Here is a 20,317-nt window from a genome sequence, read left to right on the forward strand (position 1 = left end):
CTTTGAATCGTATGAAAAATAATAACTTCAACCCCGAAAAGCCCATATCATTGTGGCAAAAGTGTGTCGGTTACCTGAATATTGCATTATTAGTCGGCCAGCTCGGTTTACCGACGCTTGCGCAGGCTTTCACCTTGTTTGATGCTCAGCAAGCCACTGCTGAACTTAATGCTGATCCGGCGTTTACTAAAGTCAGCAGTTCGGACAGCCAGTTTGTTAAATCAGATTATGTCGTAGAGTCTTCACAGGCGCGCTCTGCACAGACGATTGAAACATTTCATGCAAAGTTGGTTGAGCACAACAAGAGCGGTCTGAATCCGCCAAAGTACATTCCTATTGCCAATAAGTCGATTACGATTATTTTTCCACACTATGAGTTGGCCAAAAGAGTGGGTGACAGATTTGTGCAATCGCGCATGGTGCGCACACAAATCTATAATCAGCTTAACCGTACCTTGATCAATGGCTCATATACTAATGAGACACAACAAATTAATGACTTGTACAACAACGCATTTGAATTTGCAGGATCAACAGCGACTAAGTTTGGCGATAAAGTTACAGAAAGTAACCTGAAGAGTTTCAATAAAAACTTTATCTGGCCTGAGCTGCAAACTATTAACGGTGAACAGGTATTGGTGCCGGTTGTACATCTGACTCAGAGTACTGTTGATAGCCAGAGAGTTGATGGTCATGTCACTGAATTTGGTGGTTCACGAGCCGAGTTTAGAAGCATTACTATTAATAGTGGCACGCTTAAAACTCAGCGCGATACCTTTGTAAAGACGGCCAAAGATCTTACCGTGATGCCTAGAGCTGAGATCCGTGCAGATGGCGACTTAAACCTTTTTGTAGGTGGCACATTACAGAATCTGTCTGGCCGTCTTTCTGCGACTCAGAGCGTTAATATCGTGGCTGGCCAATATGTACAAAAAACAGTATTGCACCGCTACAGCACGGCTTACGGTCAGGGCACTCGTCTTGGGGAAATCGCTTCGGTAGATGGACAGGATATTCGTATTCACAGTTATGGCGACTTAGTTGTCCAAGGTGGTGAGATTACAGGGAACACAATTGGCTTGCGTGCCGACGGAAACATCCGTCTGATCTCACAACAAACCAGCTATTCAAGTAGTAAAGAGTTCAAAGGGTTTAGTGAACACCAATCTGAGGTGGAGCATTTAACCACTAAGTTGTCCGCCAAAGACAGCATCTATTTGATGGCCTCGGGAGCGATTGAACTTAAAGCTGCAGAGTTACACGCTGACCAAGGTGTGATTGATATTCTTGCGCTTCAGGGTGTGTATATTCTGAATGAGTTTAACCAGTCTCAAAGCAGTAAAAGTGGTAAGTGGGGTAAAACCACGGAAGAAGAACAATCACTTCAGACCATGGCGATCCGCTCAGCGCTGGAAGCCGGCAAAGGCGTGAGAATCGCGTCTGAATTTGGCGATGTAACACTCCAGGCGACCAAAATCAGCTCTGGTACTGGTACCAGAATTGATGCTCGTAATGGCAAAGTGAACCTGCTGCTGGCCAAAGAGCAGAAGCAGTACTTTTACAATAAGATTAAGAAAAGCACCTGGAAAATTAAGACCGAAACCAAGCAGGATGACGTCGACACGGCGGTATATAACGAGATCATCGGCGGCGTTCAGGTCAATGCCACCCATGGTATTACTCTGGAGCTGGGGCAATACGAAGGGGAAGATGTATCGACAGTCATCAGTAGCTTTGCGGGCTCATCAACACTTGGCTGGATGAATCAGCTGTATAACAGCAATGACGCGAACGTAAGCAATAATCTGAGTATTGTCACCACGGAGCTACAAAAGCTTCATATTGACAAAAAAACCAGCTCTCTGAGCCCTGCTGCGATGGCGATCATTGCGATTGCGGTATCGGTTGCTATGGGACCTGCTGGTGCACAGTGGATAGGCACCGAAGGGGCTATTGCGGCTGCGTTTGAAAGTGCGGCTATGGGTTCGGCGATGTCGGCTGCTGCTGTCACCTTAGCGACTCAGGCTGCGACCAGCCTTGCGGCCGGGAATAGCATTGGTGATACGCTGGAGACAATGACCAGTGGTGATAGCGTGCGTAATCTCGTGGTGGCAATGGCCACAGCGGGCATGCTGAGTCACTTTAGTGATCTTCAGTTCTTCGGTGAGGTGAATCCGGATGCTGCGCTATTTAGTGCAGACACACTTATCGAAGTAGGTAATCAAGCAACACAGGCTGTGGTTAACTCCACCATCAGTGCTGGTATTTCTACAGCCATCAATGGCGGTGATTTTTCTGATTTCTCAGACTCCTTTACCAACTCACTCAAGAGTGCCGGTATTGCTGCGGTCGGTGAATACATGTCCTCTTCTATTGGTGCAGCTTATAAGGATGGTGACATTTCAAATGTGGTGCGTTACCTTGCGCATGCCGGCGCGGGTTGCCTTCTTGGTGCTGCAACCAGTGAAGCAGGACAATCCTCCGGGGGCGGCAGTGAAAGTTGCCTGACTGGTGCTGGCGGCGCCGTAGTTGGTGAGCTAGTTGCCGATGCATACAAAGCCAAGAAACTGGACGAGTTTTATCAAAAAGAGGCAAAGAGAGCCAAGGCACTGAGTGATGAAGGATATAGTGATGCTCAAATTGCCGCTTACTATAAATCTGAGGAAGCTCAGAGCTATTTTAATAAGGAAGTGGCTAAGCTGACCGCAGCGGGTGTTGATCTTGCCAAACTCGGCGGGGCTACGGCAGCAATGATTGCAAACAGTGACGTAAACCTTGCGGCAATGACGGCCGAAAATGCTGCTCAACATAATGCTCTGTTCCTTATTCCTCTGGGCTTAATGGTGCTTAAAGGGATTGATATTGCTCTGACTGCTAACGAGTTATATGACATTTATGACACCATGGGTAAAAACCCGGCAGAAGGTCAGAAAATGCTGGAGGAGTGGCTGATTGATCAAGCTGCTGGCGGTCTTATCGGCAAGGCAATCCCGGGTTTCAAAACGTTTGAAGAGATGCTTGACTGGCTGAAACGCAATAACGTTATGTCGTCTAAAATGCTTGAGGATATCGAGGACAATATAGGTTCCGGTAAGCAAGGTAAACCAAGCGGTGATATCAATGTTGTAAATGCCGTGGATAAGCGTCTGGATCTTGGTAACCTGGGCGGTGAGTACGAGTTTCTTGCGAAAGTAAATGGTTCGCATATTGCGAAGCGTAACGATGGCTTCTATGGTGAGCAAATAGCCAAGCAGATTTTTGACGATAGCACTGGATTGGAATTTGTGGATTTAGTTAAAAACAAATCTAACCATGGTGCTGATCTGTTGGGGGTTGATGACGCCAATAAAACCATCTGGCTGATAGAAGTGAAGTCCAGTGTCAGAGAGAATTTTCCAAAAGATCCAAGTAAACTAAACTTGCTCAAAAGAGGAAAAGATTGGATTAACAACGTGGCAAGCGGTAAGTTAAATGGACAGGAAGTTACGTCTGAAGCCCAAAAATACGCAAAAAAACTGCAGTCTTTGCAAGCTCAAGGCTATAAAATAAAGCCCATTTTGGCTAAGGTGAAAGTACCAAAGCCGGGCACAACTGGTACTGCGTCAGTGTCAATGATCCCGGCGGGATAATATATATGAAAAGTAATTCAAAAGAGTTAGAAAAATTTTTGCGAAAACGCAAACAGGCGATAAAAAACCCTGCAAAGTATCAAAGCGTATTTGAAAGAAATCAAACGGATATTTTGAGTTACATTGACAAAGGGTGTATGGGCTTTGACTATCCAGAGAACGAGCGTTTGCCATTTTTACCCTGGGAGGAGTTTACATCAGAACTCGCTATTCCAACTGACTATTATGAAATGTCGGCACAAACGGCGTTAATTCAGCAGGATAGACTCTGTTCAGATACGCTGGCACACAGTCTGGGGTATGCTTATCTCAGCTGTGTGATCTCCTATTTTAAGCAGCAGCGTTTTGTAACCAGGTTTGACCGGGAACATGATGGGGGCGTCTCGCCAGACAGTGTATTCTATCTGGCCATAGCGGTGATTTTAAAACAGCCTGAATATGCGAGTCATATCTTCCGGTTGTTTGAAGTCGGTTACGCCAGACACTGGGTTAACCGCTCAAACAGCCATATCGGGGATTTGGTAATTCTGTTGTTTGATGCCGTCAATGGTAGTAAATCCATGACCCCAATAGTGGATGGGTTTGCTTATACGGATATTGTTGCAAACTGGAACACGGAAAATGAAGAGTTGCTCACGGCCTATCTGACTCGCTTATGCGACGATCAGGTAGCGCAGGTGGCTGCGCCGCCCAGCAAGGACTTTTTTGAGTTCAATAATATGAACTGGCAGTTTACTCCCTACGCTGCACTGATGTTACTGGCATTGCGTGCTCAGCACGGCCTGCCTAATCCGGATTTCAGTCATCCCGGATTTGGTAATGTTACTCAGCTGCTGCCTGATTCACCAGTCGCGCCTGCGGAAGACGAGCTGCTCAGCCAGCTCCTGACCCGCATTCGTGCACAGGGATTTGATGAAGAAACCGCGCTTCAGGCGTAAAAATTAAAGGCAAGCCACATGGCTTGCCTTCATTCCTCAAAGAATGTACGGACGCCCGCCTAAAACTGCCGTACAGGATAGCCCATCATTCAAACGCCAATTTAGGGTGGATGTCCTTGGTATCTCCCGGTGTCTCTTTTGACATGAATGAACCGCCATTAATGAAAAAGCATGGTGCTACAGAAGATAAATGGATAGAGGTTCTTAGATCTGTAATAGATAGGAGATGCAACCAATGCTATTTGATTATCAAAGTATAGACTTGGAATCTATTAAAGAAGATCTGCAACGTATTGAACGGGTTTGTGAAAATAGTCTGTTTCTGTCAGGACTTTTTTTAGGTTCATCTTTACCAAAAAATTTAGAGGGGTTTCGAATATTTAAAGACCCTATTAATTTGGATTTCCGCATTCAGACTCCTGGTTATTGCAATGACGAACCGGAGAAGTGGGGTTTTCAGAATCTTCCATATATTTTGGATGATGAGCAAGGAAGAGTTACGTCTGAGGGGGTGTATTCAGATTTCAATTATAGATTAGCTGTACAGGAAAAGTATAAGAAAGTACTTTGGGGGTTTACTGATGATTTCGGAGCCTTTCCCCATCAAAGAATTTCTGCTTTACGGACTAAAGAGCACGATTTAACAATGCAGAAGAATTTCTCATTAACCAGCACTAATGTTGAGTATATATTTCACCATTTAATTCCTGATATTGTTCATGCTCACTTCGTGATGATTGTGGATGCTGCCATTTTTGGAGGCTTAGACAACTCACCAATTCTTAAAAGGTTACTTGACTGTTACCGGCTAGGTGGTATGCCAGGTGGCTGGGTTGGTCCTTTACCCGAAGATGGCGGGATGCCAGAGCAGTGTATGGAGCTCTATCACCTCGGTGAATAGCTTAAAGGTGAAGCTTTTAAAAGACTTCTTTGGCGTATGAAAAAGGCGCGCCATAAGTGCACAAAAAGGAATCGGGCGAGTCCTAGTGTACTCGCCCATAATTTAACAAGTAACAGAAGTACAAATGATGAAGTCTTTAATAAATCTGAGTTTTGTTTGTTTAACATTGTCTGCGGCCGGGTGTAGCGCGGTGTCTTATCAGTCTATGGGGATCCGTGGCGGTTACTCGGAAAAGCAGCTCACTGAGCACATTTATCGGGTGCATTATTCTGGTAATGGCAGTGTTTCGCTGGAGCAGGCGATTGATTTTGCTTTGTTGCGTAGCGCTGTGATTGCCCAGCAGCAGGGGTCAGATACTTTTATCAGCTCAAATTATTCAGCCGATGTGTCCAGCACATATGCCGGGACTCCCGGTGTTTATGTGAGTAAGCCCAGCGTGTATCTGGATGTTTCGCTGCACGATGAGCAGACACCTGCTAATACCGCTGATTGCGGTGATTTTGCAAATCTGTTTCAATTAATGGCTATGCAAGAGGCGCCTCGCCCTGTTAGCCATGATACCCAGACATGTATTGACCAGGTGCAGCATAAATACCAACTCACAGAGCAACAGGTGTTTGATAAAAAGTAGTTTAAGCTTCTCCGGGGCTGGCTACGCATCTGTGGACTGAGTGGGTCGGTTCTATCTTCTGGTGAGGTTGGTATCCAGAGGCGTTTTTGTGGCAGGTAAGGCGCGTTCTGACTAATGTGTTTGTTACACGGCTCCTGTTGCACTATTTAATGTAGTACGTCAGGGTCGGTTCAACCTGGATATCCTCCAACAGATTGTTTCCCCGACTAAAATTGATTAACCAGGATAGGTAATGCAAGAACTATTTTCAAAGAAATATACGCTTATTCACTCATTAATCAAACCCTTACGTGGAGAATGGGGGCCAGGTCTTTCTGCCGAGCATAGTTTTCAAAAGGAGTTTCCTACCAAGTGTTATCTCGGTAGGTTGTCACTATGTATCTATGAGATGTTGGATATGTATCAACAGTTCTACAGCAGTGATGAAACGAGGGAGCGACTGCGAGATGAGTTCTTAGGCTTATTTGATTCCAGCAATGATCATTGGCACGGTATGTGTTCAACTTCTCTGCTCATGGGAGATAAAAAGCTCGAGGATTGCGAATATGGTCTCCAGCCGAATTCGGCGATTTGTTGGGCGGAGACATTTCCAGATGAAGTTAAATTATACAGTATTGACCCGGAACAAGAGTTTCATATCGACATGTTAAAACTCATGGTTAAACGCTGTATGTGGGATGTACTATTTCCCGGTGAGACCCTGCCGGGTTATAAAGAGCCCACCTCTGGTGATTTGTCCCTGTTGGATTACAGCATAATGAAATAATACTGGATTCATAGTTTATTTCACGGGTTGCGAGGGCACTCACCTAAAACTGTCGTACAGGATAGCCTATCATCCCAACGCCAATTTAGGGTGGATGTCCTTGGTGACCCGTCAGTGAAAAAGGCGTCAATCTAAATTAAAAAGGTTTAGAAAATGCTTGAATCGAAGCAACATGAAATTCTGGAGTGGATAATCTCGGTTTTTATAGACTACCATGTCCCGGGCGATTGTGAAGAAACACCAATTGGCATGATGCAGGACGCGATGGATGAATATCTTGAAGGGTTTGATTTTCAAGGTGGTCGTTTTAGAGTTGTCGATGCGAAGGAGACGTTAATTAGTGCTTATCAGCAGAGTACTGAGTTTTGGTGGCGCCTGAATTGTTATAGCTTTAATACTGACAGCCTCCCACATGAAGCTCAGCGAGAGCCTGATATGGGCGTGCAGGGTGCGTGTGTTCTTTTCTGGGTTGAATATTTTGGTTTGAGTAAGGAGTTTATGGATCAAGATAAGTTTGACGAGTACTTTGACAAATATCATCCAGAGATGCTGAAACTGCTGGTCAAATGCTGTGTCTGGGATGTTATATTTCCGGGAGAAACCTTGCCCGGTTATACGGTCCCTACGTCAGCAGATGCATGCTCATTTGACTACACTGCTTAAATAACTATTTAGCGGTTTGAAAGCCAGCTTATTAGCTGTCAGAGCCAGCTTCACCAGGCTCTGCTATTTTCAAAGCACCCATAATCCATGCCCTGCCAATCCTGATTGCGCAGGACGGAATTGTCAGCCTTGTGCTTGCAGCGCTTTAAGCGCCCGGTTCACTTGTTGATCGGCCTGACGGGTTGTTTCTGGCAGGCGGTACTTTGGCGTGAGTTTGAGGATCCAGTCTCTGGCTGTGCTCAGACTGACTTTGTGACCGACAGAGACATACACTGGCTTAATGTTGTCCTGAGTCCGTAAAACTTCCCCTATTATCTGCTCATTATCGATAAGCTTTGCGCTTGCTCCTCGTGTTTCAACCAAGGCTTCGTGTGTGCCTGTGAGCCGTGTTTTACCACACCCTATGGTGGGAATATCCAGGGTCACACCGAGGTGGCAGGCCAGCCCAAAGCGCCTTGGATGAGCCAGGCCCTGGCCATCACACACTATCATATCTGGCTTATGGGTAAGCTGCTCGAAAGCGGATAGCAATGGGGGTAACTCCCGGAATGAGAACAAGCCGGGAATGTAGGGGAAACGTACACTTTCGGTGACTACCTGAGTTTCAATGATGTCCAGTGTACTGGCATCCAGCACGACAATGGCGCCAACCAGTTGATTTGTCGCATCGTCATAGGCCACGTCCGTCCCTGCAATGGTGGAGATGGAGTCAAAATTGTCTTCACAAATAACCTGAGTGGCGAGGGTTTCTTGCAGTGCCCAAGCTTGTGTTTCAGAGCTGGGATACTCAATGTGCATTGTAACTACCTTATTCTTTGTATTACTGTGCAATTTTAACGTACCTTAGCTCGCTATTCATAGAGCAGAGCATACAAATAGGTTAAGTAAAATGCTGATGTTGCGGCGCTGTGTTGAAGGTAATCTGTCTGCCAATGGTTATCACGAAGCACACTAAATAGCTCAGTTTAAACGTTTATGAACTTGTTTTTAGGGTAAAAAATATGACACCAGATTACGAAGAGATAAGAGGCATCAGTTGTATGGTTGTCCGTGAAAAAGGCAAGTTTTTTGTCAGTTATGACAGTGGTGCACACGGCTCCAGTTCCACCATTCAACCAATTACCGAGCAGGATTTCAATGCGGTGAAAAGCGGCAACCGCAGCATTAACGATGTGGTAAAGCAGTATCATTTTCGATAACTTTTATGAAAGGCTCGCTTTATAACTGTGTTTAAGTTGCGCCTTTATTCGCGATTTTAGATTGATTTACGCGCAAAATATGCAAGTTCTTCGGGATCAAATCTTATACTGTGATAAAACGCACTGAAAGCAGGGCTGTACTGGATAAACAGCTTGTGCCTGTCTATGGTTAGAGTGTGTTCACCTTTCACAGTGGTGTCGTTTGGCTGTCTGTTTTAACCCATTTCCTTATTGCCTGAAATACATCAAAGTCATTTCATTTTTGACCTTTGCATTATATGGGTTTGCAGCGAGCGCCAGTGTAACAGGGAGCTGCCAGGAATTGAGGGTGGGCGGGCCGGTAAGTTGGTGGCCTATTGGGTATATCAATGAGCAAACGGATAAAGCAGAGGGGATTTCTTTTGAGTTGCTAGAGTACATTGGCGAACAGTTAAAGTTGCCAGTGTGGATAGCACCGTCTTTACCCTGGAAACGCGTGCTTAAAATGGTTGAAGTGGGGCAGCTGGATGTTGTCTCTGGCGCCTATAAAACCGCCCAGCGCAGTAGCCTGTTCCAATATAGCGAGCCTTATTACCGCAATGAGATCAGGGTGTTTGTACATAAAGACAGGTCATTTGTGTTTGAGAAGCTTGAACACCTGAAGGGCCGTGTAGGGCTAAAACCGCTTGGGGGCAGCTTTGGTCAGGCATTTGATAGCTTTGCGGCTGAAAACAAATCCAGTTTTGTCAGCGTTGCCGCGCATAAAGCCACTTTTGAGGCCAATGTACTGCGACCACTCATAGAAGGGCTGGCCGATTATTTTGTGCTGGATTATCAGGATGGCTTGCTGTTTTTGCAAAAAAGCGGCTTGCAGGACGAATTTGTTGCGCTGCCGCACCCTGTTGCGGTGCTTGATGTACATTTATTGTTATCCCGTCACTCCTGGTGTGCCAATTTATTGCCAGAGATTAATCAGGTCATCGCCCAGGCAAAGCGCAACGGCACACTGGCAAATATCATTGCAGGCTACAGCCAGTAGCTGTGTCTGTTTTTGGGTGCAAACTAAAACTGATATCGATATACCACACCCCATGTTCGGGGGTTGTTCCAGTTGGCCTGGATTGAATTGGCAGGCAAGTCATTGACGATTTGGGAGTGCACAACGGCACGGCTGAGCACGTTTTGGTTGGTCAGGTTTTCAATAAAGAACTGAATGTCTGTTCTGTCATTCACAGTCCAGGTAAGGCGCGCATCGGCCATCAAATGGGCATTGACTTTGACCTCGGGAATGTTGGTGTCAAACGCATAATAATCGTCTTTATAGCTGAGCTGGATATAGGGTGTTAAGTAAGATGTTTCATCAAGATAGAAATGATAGAGTGCACTGAATCCCAGCGTGTATTCTGAGGTCATTGCCGGTTGCCAGTGGGCGAAACTAAACTGACTGGTGTGGTCATTAATGTCTTGTCTGCCGTCCAGATTACCAAGCCCAAGAAGCGGACGAAGTGCCGCATTGCCGACTTTGAAATCATCACTGAACCGGGCATCAATCCAGGTCAAATTAGCGGACACGTGCATATCATCCAGAGGCAACCAGGACAGCGCCAGATCCAGGCCCACAGAAGTAATATCTCCGCCGTTTTCATAATACTCGAATGTGGTACTGGTACCGTTAGCAAGGCACTGAGTCACAGTGTGACCTGAGATGACATCATTGCAGGCAATGGCAAACAGCTGTGCTTTTACATCACTGTATTTGTTCATATAAGCCGAAATATTCAGCTGCATTGCGCCGCCTAGCAGGGTGTGCTTCATGCCCAGCTCAAAAGATATCACCTGTTCATTGTCGTAAAGAGGGGCTGCGCCACGCTCGACCACACGTGTATCATTGGCGCCTCCGGTGCGATAGCCATTAGCAATGCTGGCGTAATAGAGTGCGTCCTCGTCGGCTTTAAATTCCACGCCTGCTTTGTACAGCAAGGTAGCGTTTTGCCATTGCGGGGTCAGGTTACCTGTAAAATCTTTCTTATCTGTGTTGTAACGTAAACCGCCAATTAAACGCAGCTTGTCGCTGAGCGCAAACCTTAGCTGGCTGAATAGCGCTGTTGAATGGCTGATATGAGGGTCATCTTCTGGGTTCCCCCAGGCTGGCACATGAATGCGGTCGGCGATCCCGTCATCATTGCTATCCGTGTGCCATAACCACGCCCAGTCAGCTTCCTGATGAAATATGTGCAGACCTGCAATCCAGGACAGCGGGCCTCTAGTCGCACAAGACGCTTGTATTTCTGAGGACCAGCTATATTGTTCGTCCTGACGGCCGAATCCACCTACTTTGTCTATACCGCCATCGCTGAAGTCATTATCGTAAAACTGTTTACCACTAAACTTGGTATAGTTGCTGGTCCATTTATAGTGAGCCAGCGCATCGTGCCACTCTAACAGCACGGTGCCAGATAGCGCGTCTTGCTTGTTGAAAGACTGTGCGTTGCGAAACACATCATATGGGCCAGTGTCGTCATTTCTGACATTATCAGGCTGATAAATGTGGCCCGGCGTGACTATGGCTTGAGGATGAAAGATGCCGGAGCCAGGCGTGGTTTCACTGAGCTGATAGCCATATATTTGTTGATAGCCCCAAATTGCATCTGAGTTGGCATCTTTGTTGGAAAAATCGAATCGTAAAGTCATCTGAAAATCGGAATTATTCTGATATCTGGATATCCAGCGTGCGTAGAATAAGTCTTTCTCTCTGAGGTCATCCTCCGGACCCGGCAGATGATGGTTGGCGATAAAACCCTGATGTTTATCTGCCACCATGACCAGCCGGGTTGCAAGTGAATCGCTGATGGGCAGGTTGACCATACCCTCATAACGGTTTCTGTGGTAACTGCCCCTGAGCAATTTAATGCTACCTTGCAGCGACTCAAAGTCAGGTTGTTTGCTGATGATGTTGATGCTTCCCGCAAATGTATTGCGACCATACAAGGTTCCCTGAGGACCTCGTAACACTTCTATCCGCTCAATATCAACGTAAGCGCCTGTGCCAGCAGTCGTTGTCGGAATATAGATCCCATCCTGAAAAACCCCGACAACCTGTTCGGCAATACCCGGGCCGGAAACCCCCACTTCATTGGTTCTGGCACCACGCATTGCCGGGCGTATTTCGGCTCCGGACTGACCGATACGCAATCCGGGAACGAGGCTGTCTAATCTTGTTATGTCGACAATACCGTTACGTTCTATATCTTCATCACTTAATACCGATATTGAAGAAGAGACAGCCTGTAAATCCTGATTACGGCGATTGGCAGTGACTGTAATTCGCTCCAGCTGCAGGGCATTCGCAGTTTGGCTAGGTGCTTCCTGCGCCATGGCGGGTGTGCAAGACAGGTGGGTCAAAGGTAGCAATAAATAAAGCCAAAGCCCTTTTAAATAGGTGGCATACATACTGTTCTCAACAGCTTCAGGAATGTTTTGCATTAAGTATAGTAAGCCAATAGTAGCCTGCCCCCATTGCTGAGCCGTCATTTGATTTTTTCTTCAAATGCTTACTTTGAATGTAAGAGAACTTATGACTGGCGTCTTTATTTCTGAGCCTGGTCCACCATTTTTGGACCATAAATTTCATGAATACCCTGTATAGCTAAAATTGTCGACAATCTCTAGGGTGTTAGGTTGACGTACACGTCAAGTAGCTCTATATTGTCTACAACTTTTATCAAGACCGGAAGGCGAAGACATAATGAGCTTTATGCATGAAAGTGCCGTAACTGCTTCTGATAAAGCATTTTTCCGGCTTAGAAAAGAGATTGTTGAAGGTGATATTCCTGCTGGCTCTAAACTGAGCGAAATGGAATTGTCGACAAAATATGAAGTAAGCCGCGCTGTTGTACGAGAAGCGATAAACCGCCTTGAAGCGTGTCACCTGGTTGAACGTCGTCCGAATGTGGGTGCCAGAGTGGTTTCGTTAAGTGAAGAAGGCTTGATGGAATTATATCAGGTGCGTGAAGCGCTTGAAGGTATGGCCGCGCGTCTGGCAGCACAACACATGCCAGATGATGAAGTCGCTAAACTAAACAGCCTGTTGAATGAGCAGTTCGACGAAGTTAAGGGCGGCGAATCTTACTACCAGGAAGCCGGTGACCTGGATTTTCATTACCGCATCATTGTGGGTAGTCAGAATCAGCAGCTTATCGCCATGCTGAGCAACGGCATATATCACCTGGCACGTATGTATCGGGTGCAGCTCGGCATGGCCGGGCCGCGCGTAACCACCGCTTACGACGAGCACAAACACATAGTGCGCGCTATCGCAAATCGGGATGCCGAACTGGCAGAAATGCTAATGCGTCGCCATATTCAATATTCTAAAAATAACATTGCCACCAAGTTAACCAAACAGCATCAGTAATAATTGGGGAGACACACTTATGAGTACAGGGATCATCAGCGCAGGTAAAAAATTTCGCGACGCGCTAAAAGCCAATCAGCCGCTTCAGATTGTTGGCACCATCAATGCCTATAGCGCAATTATGGCGAAGAAAATTGGCCATCAGGCGATTTACCTCTCAGGTGGTGGCGTAGCCAACGCCTCTTATGGCCTGCCTGATTTAGGTATTACGTCCTTGAATGATGTGATTGCTGATGTACAGCGTATCACTTCAGCCTGTGACTTACCTCTAATGGTTGATATCGACACCGGCTGGGGTGGGGCGTTTAACATTGCTAAAACCATTCAGGAAATGCAAAAAGCGGGTGCAGCGGCTGTGCATCTGGAAGATCAGGTTGCGCAAAAACGCTGTGGTCACCGTCCAAACAAAGAGATTGTTTCGACTGAGGAAATGGTTGATCGGATCAAAGCTGCCGTTGATGCACGCACCGATCCAGATTTCTTCATCATGGCCCGTACTGATGCGTTTGCTCAGGAAGGTCTGGAAGCCGCCATTGAGCGTGCTAAAGCGTATGTTGCAGCCGGTGCGGATGGCATTTTTGCAGAAGCCGTTCAGACAGAAGAACACTACCGCGCGTTTTCAGAGGCGCTGGATGTGCCTATTCTCGCAAACATCACGGAATTCGGGAAAACCGAGTTATGGAACAAGCAAGAATTGGGTGAGTGGGGCGTTGATATGGTGCTTTATCCGCTGAGTGCTTTCCGTGCTATGAACAAAGCAGCAGAAATGGTCTATCAGTCCATCTTAGAGAATGGTGATCAGAAAGCCGTCATAGATAACATGCAAACTCGTATGGACTTGTATGACTACCTCGGCTACCACGAGTATGAACAAAAGCTCGATGGGTTATTTGCCCAGGGTAAAAATAAGTAAAAGACACAAAGGATATTGAGCAAGTGCCGCTGATATGTGGCCTTTCTTATAATGAAATTAACCAGCAGGTAAAAATTCAGGAGATAACAAAATGGCTAAAGTATTAAGCGGTGCAGGCCTTCGCGGTCAGGTTGCAGGTAAAACGGCGCTGTCGACAGTGGGCGTATCTGGTTCAGGCCTGACCTATCGCGGTTACGACGTGAAAGACCTGGCAGAGCATTGTCAGTTTGAGGAAGTCGCGTATCTGATCTTAAAAGGCAAGTTACCTAATCAACAGGAGCTTGACGGCTACAAAGCTTTACTAAAGTCTCAGCGTGGCCTGCCACAGGCACTCAAAGAAGTACTGGAGCGTATTCCGGCTGACGCACACCCAATGGACGTATTACGTACAGGTTGCTCTATGTTGGGTAACTTAGAAGGTGAGCACAACTTTGAACAGCAGCTGGCGATTACTGATCGTATGTTGGCATGTTTCCCAAGCATCATCTGTTACTGGTATCGCTTTAGCCATGATGGCGTTCGTATTGACGTTGAAACGGATGACGATTCAATCGGCGCGCACTTCCTGCACATGCTGCATGGTGAGAAGCCAAACGAATTACATGAGCGTGTTATGCATGTATCTCTGATCCTATACGCAGAGCATGAGTTTAACGCGTCTACTTTCACGGCGCGTGTTTGTGCGTCTACGCTGTCAGACATGCACTCGTGTATTACAGGTGCAATAGGCTCATTGCGTGGTCCTTTGCACGGTGGTGCAAATGAAGCTGCGATGGAAATGATTGAGCGCTTTGAATCAGCTGATCACGCAGAGCAAGAAATGATGGGCATGCTTGAGCGTAAAGAGAAGATCATGGGCTTTGGGCACGCTATCTACTCCGAGTCAGATCCGCGTAACGAAATCATCAAACAGTGGTCAGAAAAGCTTGCTGCAGATGTAGGTGACACAGTCCTTTATCCTGTTTCTGTGCGCTGTGAAGCGGTTATGTGGCGTGAGAAAAAGCTATTCTGTAACGCGGATTTCTTCCACGCATCGGCTTATCACTTCATGAAGATCCCAACCAAGCTGTTTACACCTATTTTCGTGATGTCACGATTAACAGGGTGGGCAGGTCATGTCATGGAGCAAAGAGCAGACAACCGTATCATCCGTCCGTCAGCGGATTACACGGGTGAGGAGCTACGTCCGGTTCCGCCTATGTCTGAGCGTTAATATCTAAATCAACATTTCACGTCACCTAATGGCACAGATCGTCCACAACAATTATAAAGATCTGTGCCATTGAGCCAACGAGCAATTCTGGAAGTAGTTATGAACAGCCAATTTCGCAAAAAATTACCTGACTCTTCGTTGTGTTATTACGACACCCGCGAAGCGGTCGAAGCCATTAAGCCGGGTGCTTATGATGGCTTGCCTTATACCTCTAAAGTGTTAGCAGAAAACCTGGTACGCCGCGCTGAGCCTGAAAAACTCAACGATTACCTGACTCAAATTATCGAACGTCGTCGCGATCTGGATTTCCCCTGGTTTCCGGCGCGCGTGGTTTGCCATGACATCCTGGGCCAGACTGCACTGGTGGACCTTGCCGGTCTGCGTGATGCCATAGCAGAAAAAGGCGGCGACCCGGCTAAAGTAAACCCCGTAGTCCCGACTCAGCTTATTGTTGATCACAGTTTGGCGGTTGAGCACGCGGGCTACGAAGAGAATGCCTTTGAGAAAAACCGGGCGATTGAAGACCGACGTAATGACGACCGTTTCCACTTTATTAACTGGACCAAAACCGCATTTAAAAATGTCGACGTGATCCCGCCAGGCAATGGTATTTTACACCAGATTAACTTAGAGAAGATGTCGCCGGTTATCCAGGCTCGTGATGGCGTGGCATTTCCAGATACCCTGGTTGGTACCGACAGCCATACGCCACATGTTGATGCGCTGGGCGTGATTGCGGTAGGTGTGGGTGGCCTTGAGGCTGAGAGCGTCATGCTGGGACGTGCATCGTATATGCGTTTGCCGGACATCGTTGGTGTCGAGCTGGTTGGCAAGCGTCAGCCGGGGATCACCGCGACAGATATCGTGCTGGCAATCACAGAGTTCTTGCGCCAGGAACGTGTAGTTTCCTCTTACCTGGAGTTCTTCGGCGAAGGCTGTGATGGCCTGTCTTTGGGTGACCGGGCGACTATTTCCAATATGACACCGGAATATGGCGCAACGGCTGCCATGTTCTATATCGATCAGCAAACCATCGACTATCTGCGTTTAACGGGTCGTGATGATGAGCAGATCAAACTCGTCGAGCAATATGCAAAACACACCGGCCTGTGGGCTGATGCCATGACCGGTGCACATTATGAGCGGGTGCTGAAATTTGATTTATCATCAGTAGGCCGCAACCTGGCGGGTCCATCCAACCCACACCGACGAGTAGCCACGGCAGATCTGGCCAAGCAAGGTATTGTGGCTGACTATGAACAGCGTGAAGGCGAAATGCCAGACGGTGCGGTGATCATTGCAGCCATCACCAGCTGTACCAACACCAGTAACCCGCGTAACGTAGTCGCAGCCGGACTGCTGGCACGTAATGCGAATAAACTGGGCCTGAGTCGCAAGCCCTGGGTCAAAACGTCATTTGCGCCGGGTTCAAAAGCGGTTCGTTCTTATATGGAAGAAGCGCAGTTACTGCCAGAATTGGAGCAGTTAGGCTTTGGTATCGTTGCATTTGCCTGTACTACCTGTAATGGCATGAGTGGCGCACTGGATCCAAAAATTCAGCAGGAAGTGATTGACCGCGATCTGTATTCCACCGCAGTGCTATCCGGTAACCGGAATTTTGATGGCCGAATCCATCCTTATGCGAAACAGGCTTTCCTTGCATCACCTCCGTTGGTTGTAGCTTATGCTATCGCGGGCTCGGTCCGCTTTGATATCGAAAACGGTGTTTTGGGCAATGATCAGGATGGTAATCCGGTTACGTTAAAAGACATCTGGCCAAGTGATGAAGAGATTGATGCGGTTATTGCTCAGAGCGTAAAACCTGAGCAGTTCCGTGCCGTGTATGAACCGATGTTTGATCTCAGCGTTGATTATGGTGAAGACAATGATCCGCTTTATCAGTGGCGGCCAATGAGCACCTACATCCGTCGCCCGCCCTATTGGGAAGGCGCATTAGCGGGTGAGCGCACGATGAAAGGCATGCGACCGCTTGCCATTCTGGGTGATAACATCACCACAGATCACCTGTCTCCGTCGAATGCAATTTTGGCATCCAGTGCGGCTGGTGAATACCTGGCGAAAATGGGCCTGCCAGAAGAAGATTTTAATTCGTATGCAACACACCGCGGTGATCACTTGACCGCACAGCGTGCAACCTTTGCCAACCCTAAGTTGCTAAACGAAATGGTGACGGAAAAGGGTGAAGTGCAGCAAGGCTCTTTGGCGCGCCTTGAACCTGAAGGCAAAGTAACCCGTATGTGGGAAGCCATCGAAACCTATATGGATCGCAAGCAGCCACTGATCATCGTGGCGGGGGCAGACTATGGTCAGGGCTCATCTCGTGACTGGGCAGCTAAAGGCGTGCGTTTAGCGGGTGTAGAAGTGATTGTGGCTGAAGGCTTTGAGCGGATTCACCGTACTAATCTGATCGGGATGGGCGTGTTACCGCTGGAGTTCCTAAATGGCACAACGCGTAAAACGCTGGAGCTGGATGGTACTGAAACATATGATGTGGAAGGCACACGCACTCCAGGCGCAACGTTGAACCTGATCATTCATCGCAGCAATGGCGTACAGATTGAAGTGCCGGTGCTGTGTCGCCTTGATACAGAAGAAGAAGTGTCAATTTACGAAGCCGGTGGTGTACTACAACGCTTTGCCAAAGATTTTCTCGAAGCAAACGCATAAGTAATTCCGTTCTCGCTCCGCAGCCAATGTGGAGCTTACCTGAGCAGAGGGCACTCACTGTGGGTGTCCGTGCTGCTATTTAGGATGAAAATGATGACTTTCAAACCTCAATTACGTGTGCCGGCGACTTATATGCGCGGCGGCACTTCCAAAGGCGTGTTTTTTAATCTCAATGACCTGCCGAAAGCAGCACAGGTCGCTGGTGAGGCACGGGATCAGCTGTTACTGCGAGTAATTGGCAGCCCTGATCCTTATGGTAAACAAACGGACGGGATGGGTGGTGCAACTTCCAGCACCAGTAAAACTGTGATCCTGTCTAAAAGTAATAAAGCTGAACATGATGTCGACTATTTATTTGGTCAGGTTGCCATAGACAAACCTTTCATCGACTGGAGTGGCAACTGCGGGAATCTGACCGCCGCAGTCGGGGCGTTTGCGATTAGCAATGGTCTGGTTGATGCCAGCCGAGTCCCTGAAAACGGCATAGCTGTAGTGCGGATCTGGCAAGCAAACATAGAAAAAACCATTATTGCGCATATTCCTATGCGCAATGGCGAAGTTCAGGAAAGCGGTGATTTTGAGCTGGATGGTGTTACCTTTCCTGCCGCTGAAGTGGTGGTGGAGTTTATTGACCCGGCAGATGCGGATGCCGATATGTTCCCCAGTGGCAATTTGGTTGATCAGCTGGAAGTGCCGGATGTAGGTACTTTCGATGTCACTATGATTAATGCCGGGATCCCCACCTTGTTTTTCCGCGCGGAGGATCTGGGTTACACCGGGGTGGAGCTGCAAGAAGCCATCAATGGTGATGCTGCAGCATTGGCACGTTTTGAAAAAATCCGCGCTTATGGCGCCGTTAAGATGGGTCTGATTGAGCACATTGACGAAGCTAAAATACGCCAGCATACGCCTAAAATCGCGTTTGTGTGCGGTGCCAAAGCGTATACCGCATCCAGTGGTAAAGCGATTTCAGAGCAGGATATCGACTTGTCTGTTCGTGCCTTGTCGATGGGCAAGTTGCACCATGCCATGATGGGTACTGCTGCCGTAGCGATTGCCACAGCCGCAGCCATTCCAGGCACGCTGGTGAATCTGGCAGCAGGCGGTGGTGAGCGAAATAGTGTTACTTTTGGTCACCCTTCAGGCACGCTAAAAGTGGGGGCTGAAGCAGAGCAAGTGAATGGCCGTTGGTTGGCTAAGAAAGCGGTGATGAGTCGCAGCGCCAGGGTGGTCATGGAGGGGCATGTCAGAGTCCCGCAGGAACAAGTTTAATGATGTACTTCAGCCCGGTTTATCCGGGCTGATTTTTTAAGGAACGAAGAATATGTATGAAGCGATATTTTCAATAGCCCTGACAACGGCCTTGTTACTTGGTTCTCCCGGACCCGCTCCATTGGCGCTGGCTGCGGTTGGAGCCAGTTCTGGTGCTCGCGGTGGTGTGCCCTTTTTATCTGGGATTCTGCTGGGCTTGCTGGTTGCTATTATTGCGGCTGCGACAGGTCTGGGCGCCCTATTGTTGAGTTATCCCAATCTCAGCGCGGTATGTCAGATAGTGGCCATTGTTTACTTGTTTTACGTCGCGTATAAAATCGCAAACAATCATAGCGGTCTGTCAGATATTGCGGGCAGCGAAGTGGGGTTTCGGGATGGATTTATTTTGAACCTGTTAAACCCTAAGGCTTACGCTGCCTGCATTGCTATTTTTGCTAATAACAGTGTGCCTGATGTCACCCCGGTGATGGGGGCGATATTGGCAGCGAGCACCTGTTTTATCATTGCTATTATAGTGGATAGCCTTTGGCTGATGCTTGGCGGCGTATTGCACCGTTTCATTAAAACACCGACACAATTGCGTAATTTACGTTTATTTTTTGCCTTTTTGTTAACCTGTCTGCTAATTTGGATTAGTACAACCCATCTTCTTAGCTGAGACTGCCATGGAGCGCTTTCATTCAATCTCCGTAGATACTGAACGCTTAAATGGCGATCTGTTAATGAGCTTTAAGGCACTGGGTAAGGTCAGTCACGCTGATTATATGGCCATTAAAGCTGTGATAGATAGTGCATTGAGAGCGGCTGTTGGCCAGAAAATCAGGGTGTTGGTGGATGTCACTGAGTTTGAGGGCTGGGACCTCCATGCAGCCTGGGACGATGTCGCACTCGCACTGAATCACAGTCATGACTTTTACAAAATTGCGGTGCTGGGTAACAGTCGCTGGCAAAAATTTGCGGCCAAAGTGGGTAATTGGTTTGTTGAAGGTGAGTCTCGTTATTTTGAGGAAAAAACGCAAGCCTTGTCATGGTTAACAAAGTAGGTGTGGTCCCTGCGAGTGCGAAACATATATAATGGTCTGTGGGGCGTTAGTTAAAGGCTGAAATAAAC

General features: G+C 47.5%; 17 protein-coding genes. 15 read left to right on the top strand and 2 right to left on the bottom strand.

Annotation, left to right across the window (positions count from 1 at the left end):
* Positions 1 to 11: 11 nt before the first annotated feature.
* The 6 genes from QNM19_RS03890 (at position 12) to QNM19_RS03915 (ending at position 7,528) form a co-directional block, all read left to right on the top strand.
* The gene (locus QNM19_RS03890; protein ID WP_049866105.1) at positions 12 to 3,629 is read left to right on the top strand and encodes a DUF637 domain-containing protein; all 3,618 of its coding nucleotides are present in this window, start codon (positions 12 to 14) and stop codon (positions 3,627 to 3,629) included.
* Positions 3,630 to 3,634: 5 nt separating this feature from the next.
* Positions 3,635 to 4,567, top strand: coding sequence for a hypothetical protein (locus QNM19_RS03895; RefSeq protein WP_284026354.1), 933 nt, complete (start codon positions 3,635 to 3,637; stop codon positions 4,565 to 4,567).
* Positions 4,568 to 4,802: 235 nt separating this feature from the next.
* Positions 4,803 to 5,468, top strand: coding sequence for a hypothetical protein (locus tag QNM19_RS03900; protein ID WP_049866103.1), 666 nt, complete (start codon positions 4,803 to 4,805; stop codon positions 5,466 to 5,468).
* A gap of 124 nt (positions 5,469 to 5,592) precedes the next feature.
* Positions 5,593 to 6,099, top strand: coding sequence for a CC0125/CC1285 family lipoprotein (locus QNM19_RS03905; protein ID WP_284026355.1), 507 nt, complete (start codon positions 5,593 to 5,595; stop codon positions 6,097 to 6,099).
* 232 nt (positions 6,100 to 6,331) lie between these two features.
* Positions 6,332 to 6,865 carry a hypothetical protein gene (locus QNM19_RS03910; RefSeq protein ID WP_049866327.1) on the top strand — a complete coding sequence of 178 codons (534 nt, stop codon included), beginning with the start codon at positions 6,332 to 6,334 and terminating at the stop codon, positions 6,863 to 6,865.
* A 153-nt stretch (positions 6,866 to 7,018) separates the two neighbouring features.
* Positions 7,019 to 7,528 carry a hypothetical protein gene (locus QNM19_RS03915; protein ID WP_049866326.1) on the top strand — a complete coding sequence of 170 codons (510 nt, stop codon included), beginning with the start codon at positions 7,019 to 7,021 and terminating at the stop codon, positions 7,526 to 7,528.
* 123 nt (positions 7,529 to 7,651) lie between these two features.
* Here QNM19_RS03915 and nfi read toward each other — a convergent pair whose 3' ends face one another.
* Complete coding sequence (gene nfi / locus QNM19_RS03920; RefSeq protein WP_049866325.1) at positions 7,652 to 8,326, bottom strand: deoxyribonuclease V; 675 nt, start codon at positions 8,324 to 8,326, stop codon at positions 7,652 to 7,654.
* A 203-nt stretch (positions 8,327 to 8,529) separates the two neighbouring features.
* Between nfi and QNM19_RS03925 the strand changes: the two genes are divergently transcribed.
* Both QNM19_RS03925 and QNM19_RS03930 read left to right on the top strand, forming a co-directional pair.
* Entirely contained in the window at positions 8,530 to 8,727 is a 198-nt protein-coding gene (locus tag QNM19_RS03925) for a hypothetical protein (RefSeq protein ID WP_284026356.1), read from the top strand.
* 328 nt (positions 8,728 to 9,055) lie between these two features.
* Positions 9,056 to 9,745: a substrate-binding periplasmic protein gene (locus QNM19_RS03930; protein ID WP_049866530.1), complete on the top strand. Its 690-nt coding sequence runs from the start codon at positions 9,056 to 9,058 to the stop codon at positions 9,743 to 9,745.
* A gap of 23 nt (positions 9,746 to 9,768) precedes the next feature.
* On the opposite strand, the gene QNM19_RS03935 is transcribed toward QNM19_RS03930, so the two are convergent.
* Positions 9,769 to 12,237 carry a TonB-dependent receptor gene (locus tag QNM19_RS03935; RefSeq protein WP_284026357.1) on the bottom strand — a complete coding sequence of 823 codons (2,469 nt, stop codon included), beginning with the start codon at positions 12,235 to 12,237 and terminating at the stop codon, positions 9,769 to 9,771.
* A 214-nt stretch (positions 12,238 to 12,451) separates the two neighbouring features.
* Here QNM19_RS03935 and QNM19_RS03940 point away from each other — a divergent pair, with 214 nt between their 5' ends.
* From QNM19_RS03940 to QNM19_RS03970, 7 genes are all read left to right on the top strand, one after another.
* Positions 12,452 to 13,120, top strand: a complete 669-nt coding sequence (locus QNM19_RS03940) for a GntR family transcriptional regulator (RefSeq protein ID WP_010380130.1) — start codon at positions 12,452 to 12,454, stop codon at positions 13,118 to 13,120.
* A gap of 34 nt (positions 13,121 to 13,154) precedes the next feature.
* Positions 13,155 to 14,033: a methylisocitrate lyase gene (gene prpB / locus QNM19_RS03945; protein WP_040644496.1), complete on the top strand. Its 879-nt coding sequence runs from the start codon at positions 13,155 to 13,157 to the stop codon at positions 14,031 to 14,033.
* Between the two features lie 91 nt (positions 14,034 to 14,124).
* Entirely contained in the window at positions 14,125 to 15,246 is a 1,122-nt protein-coding gene (gene prpC / locus QNM19_RS03950; protein WP_010380134.1) for a bifunctional 2-methylcitrate synthase/citrate synthase, read from the top strand.
* 99 nt (positions 15,247 to 15,345) lie between these two features.
* The gene (gene acnD, locus QNM19_RS03955) at positions 15,346 to 17,934 is read left to right on the top strand and encodes a Fe/S-dependent 2-methylisocitrate dehydratase AcnD (RefSeq protein ID WP_284026358.1); all 2,589 of its coding nucleotides are present in this window, start codon (positions 15,346 to 15,348) and stop codon (positions 17,932 to 17,934) included.
* Between the two features lie 90 nt (positions 17,935 to 18,024).
* Positions 18,025 to 19,206 carry a 2-methylaconitate cis-trans isomerase PrpF gene (gene prpF, locus QNM19_RS03960; protein WP_049865672.1) on the top strand — a complete coding sequence of 394 codons (1,182 nt, stop codon included), beginning with the start codon at positions 18,025 to 18,027 and terminating at the stop codon, positions 19,204 to 19,206.
* A gap of 52 nt (positions 19,207 to 19,258) precedes the next feature.
* The gene (locus QNM19_RS03965) at positions 19,259 to 19,864 is read left to right on the top strand and encodes a LysE family translocator (protein ID WP_049865673.1); all 606 of its coding nucleotides are present in this window, start codon (positions 19,259 to 19,261) and stop codon (positions 19,862 to 19,864) included.
* Between the two features lie 7 nt (positions 19,865 to 19,871).
* Entirely contained in the window at positions 19,872 to 20,249 is a 378-nt protein-coding gene (locus QNM19_RS03970) for a SpoIIAA family protein (RefSeq protein WP_049865674.1), read from the top strand.
* The last annotated feature ends 68 nt before the right edge of the window (positions 20,250 to 20,317 follow it).

Source organism: Pseudoalteromonas ardens, from assembly GCF_030125445.1.
Lineage (GTDB): Bacteria > Pseudomonadota > Gammaproteobacteria > Enterobacterales > Alteromonadaceae > Pseudoalteromonas > Pseudoalteromonas ardens.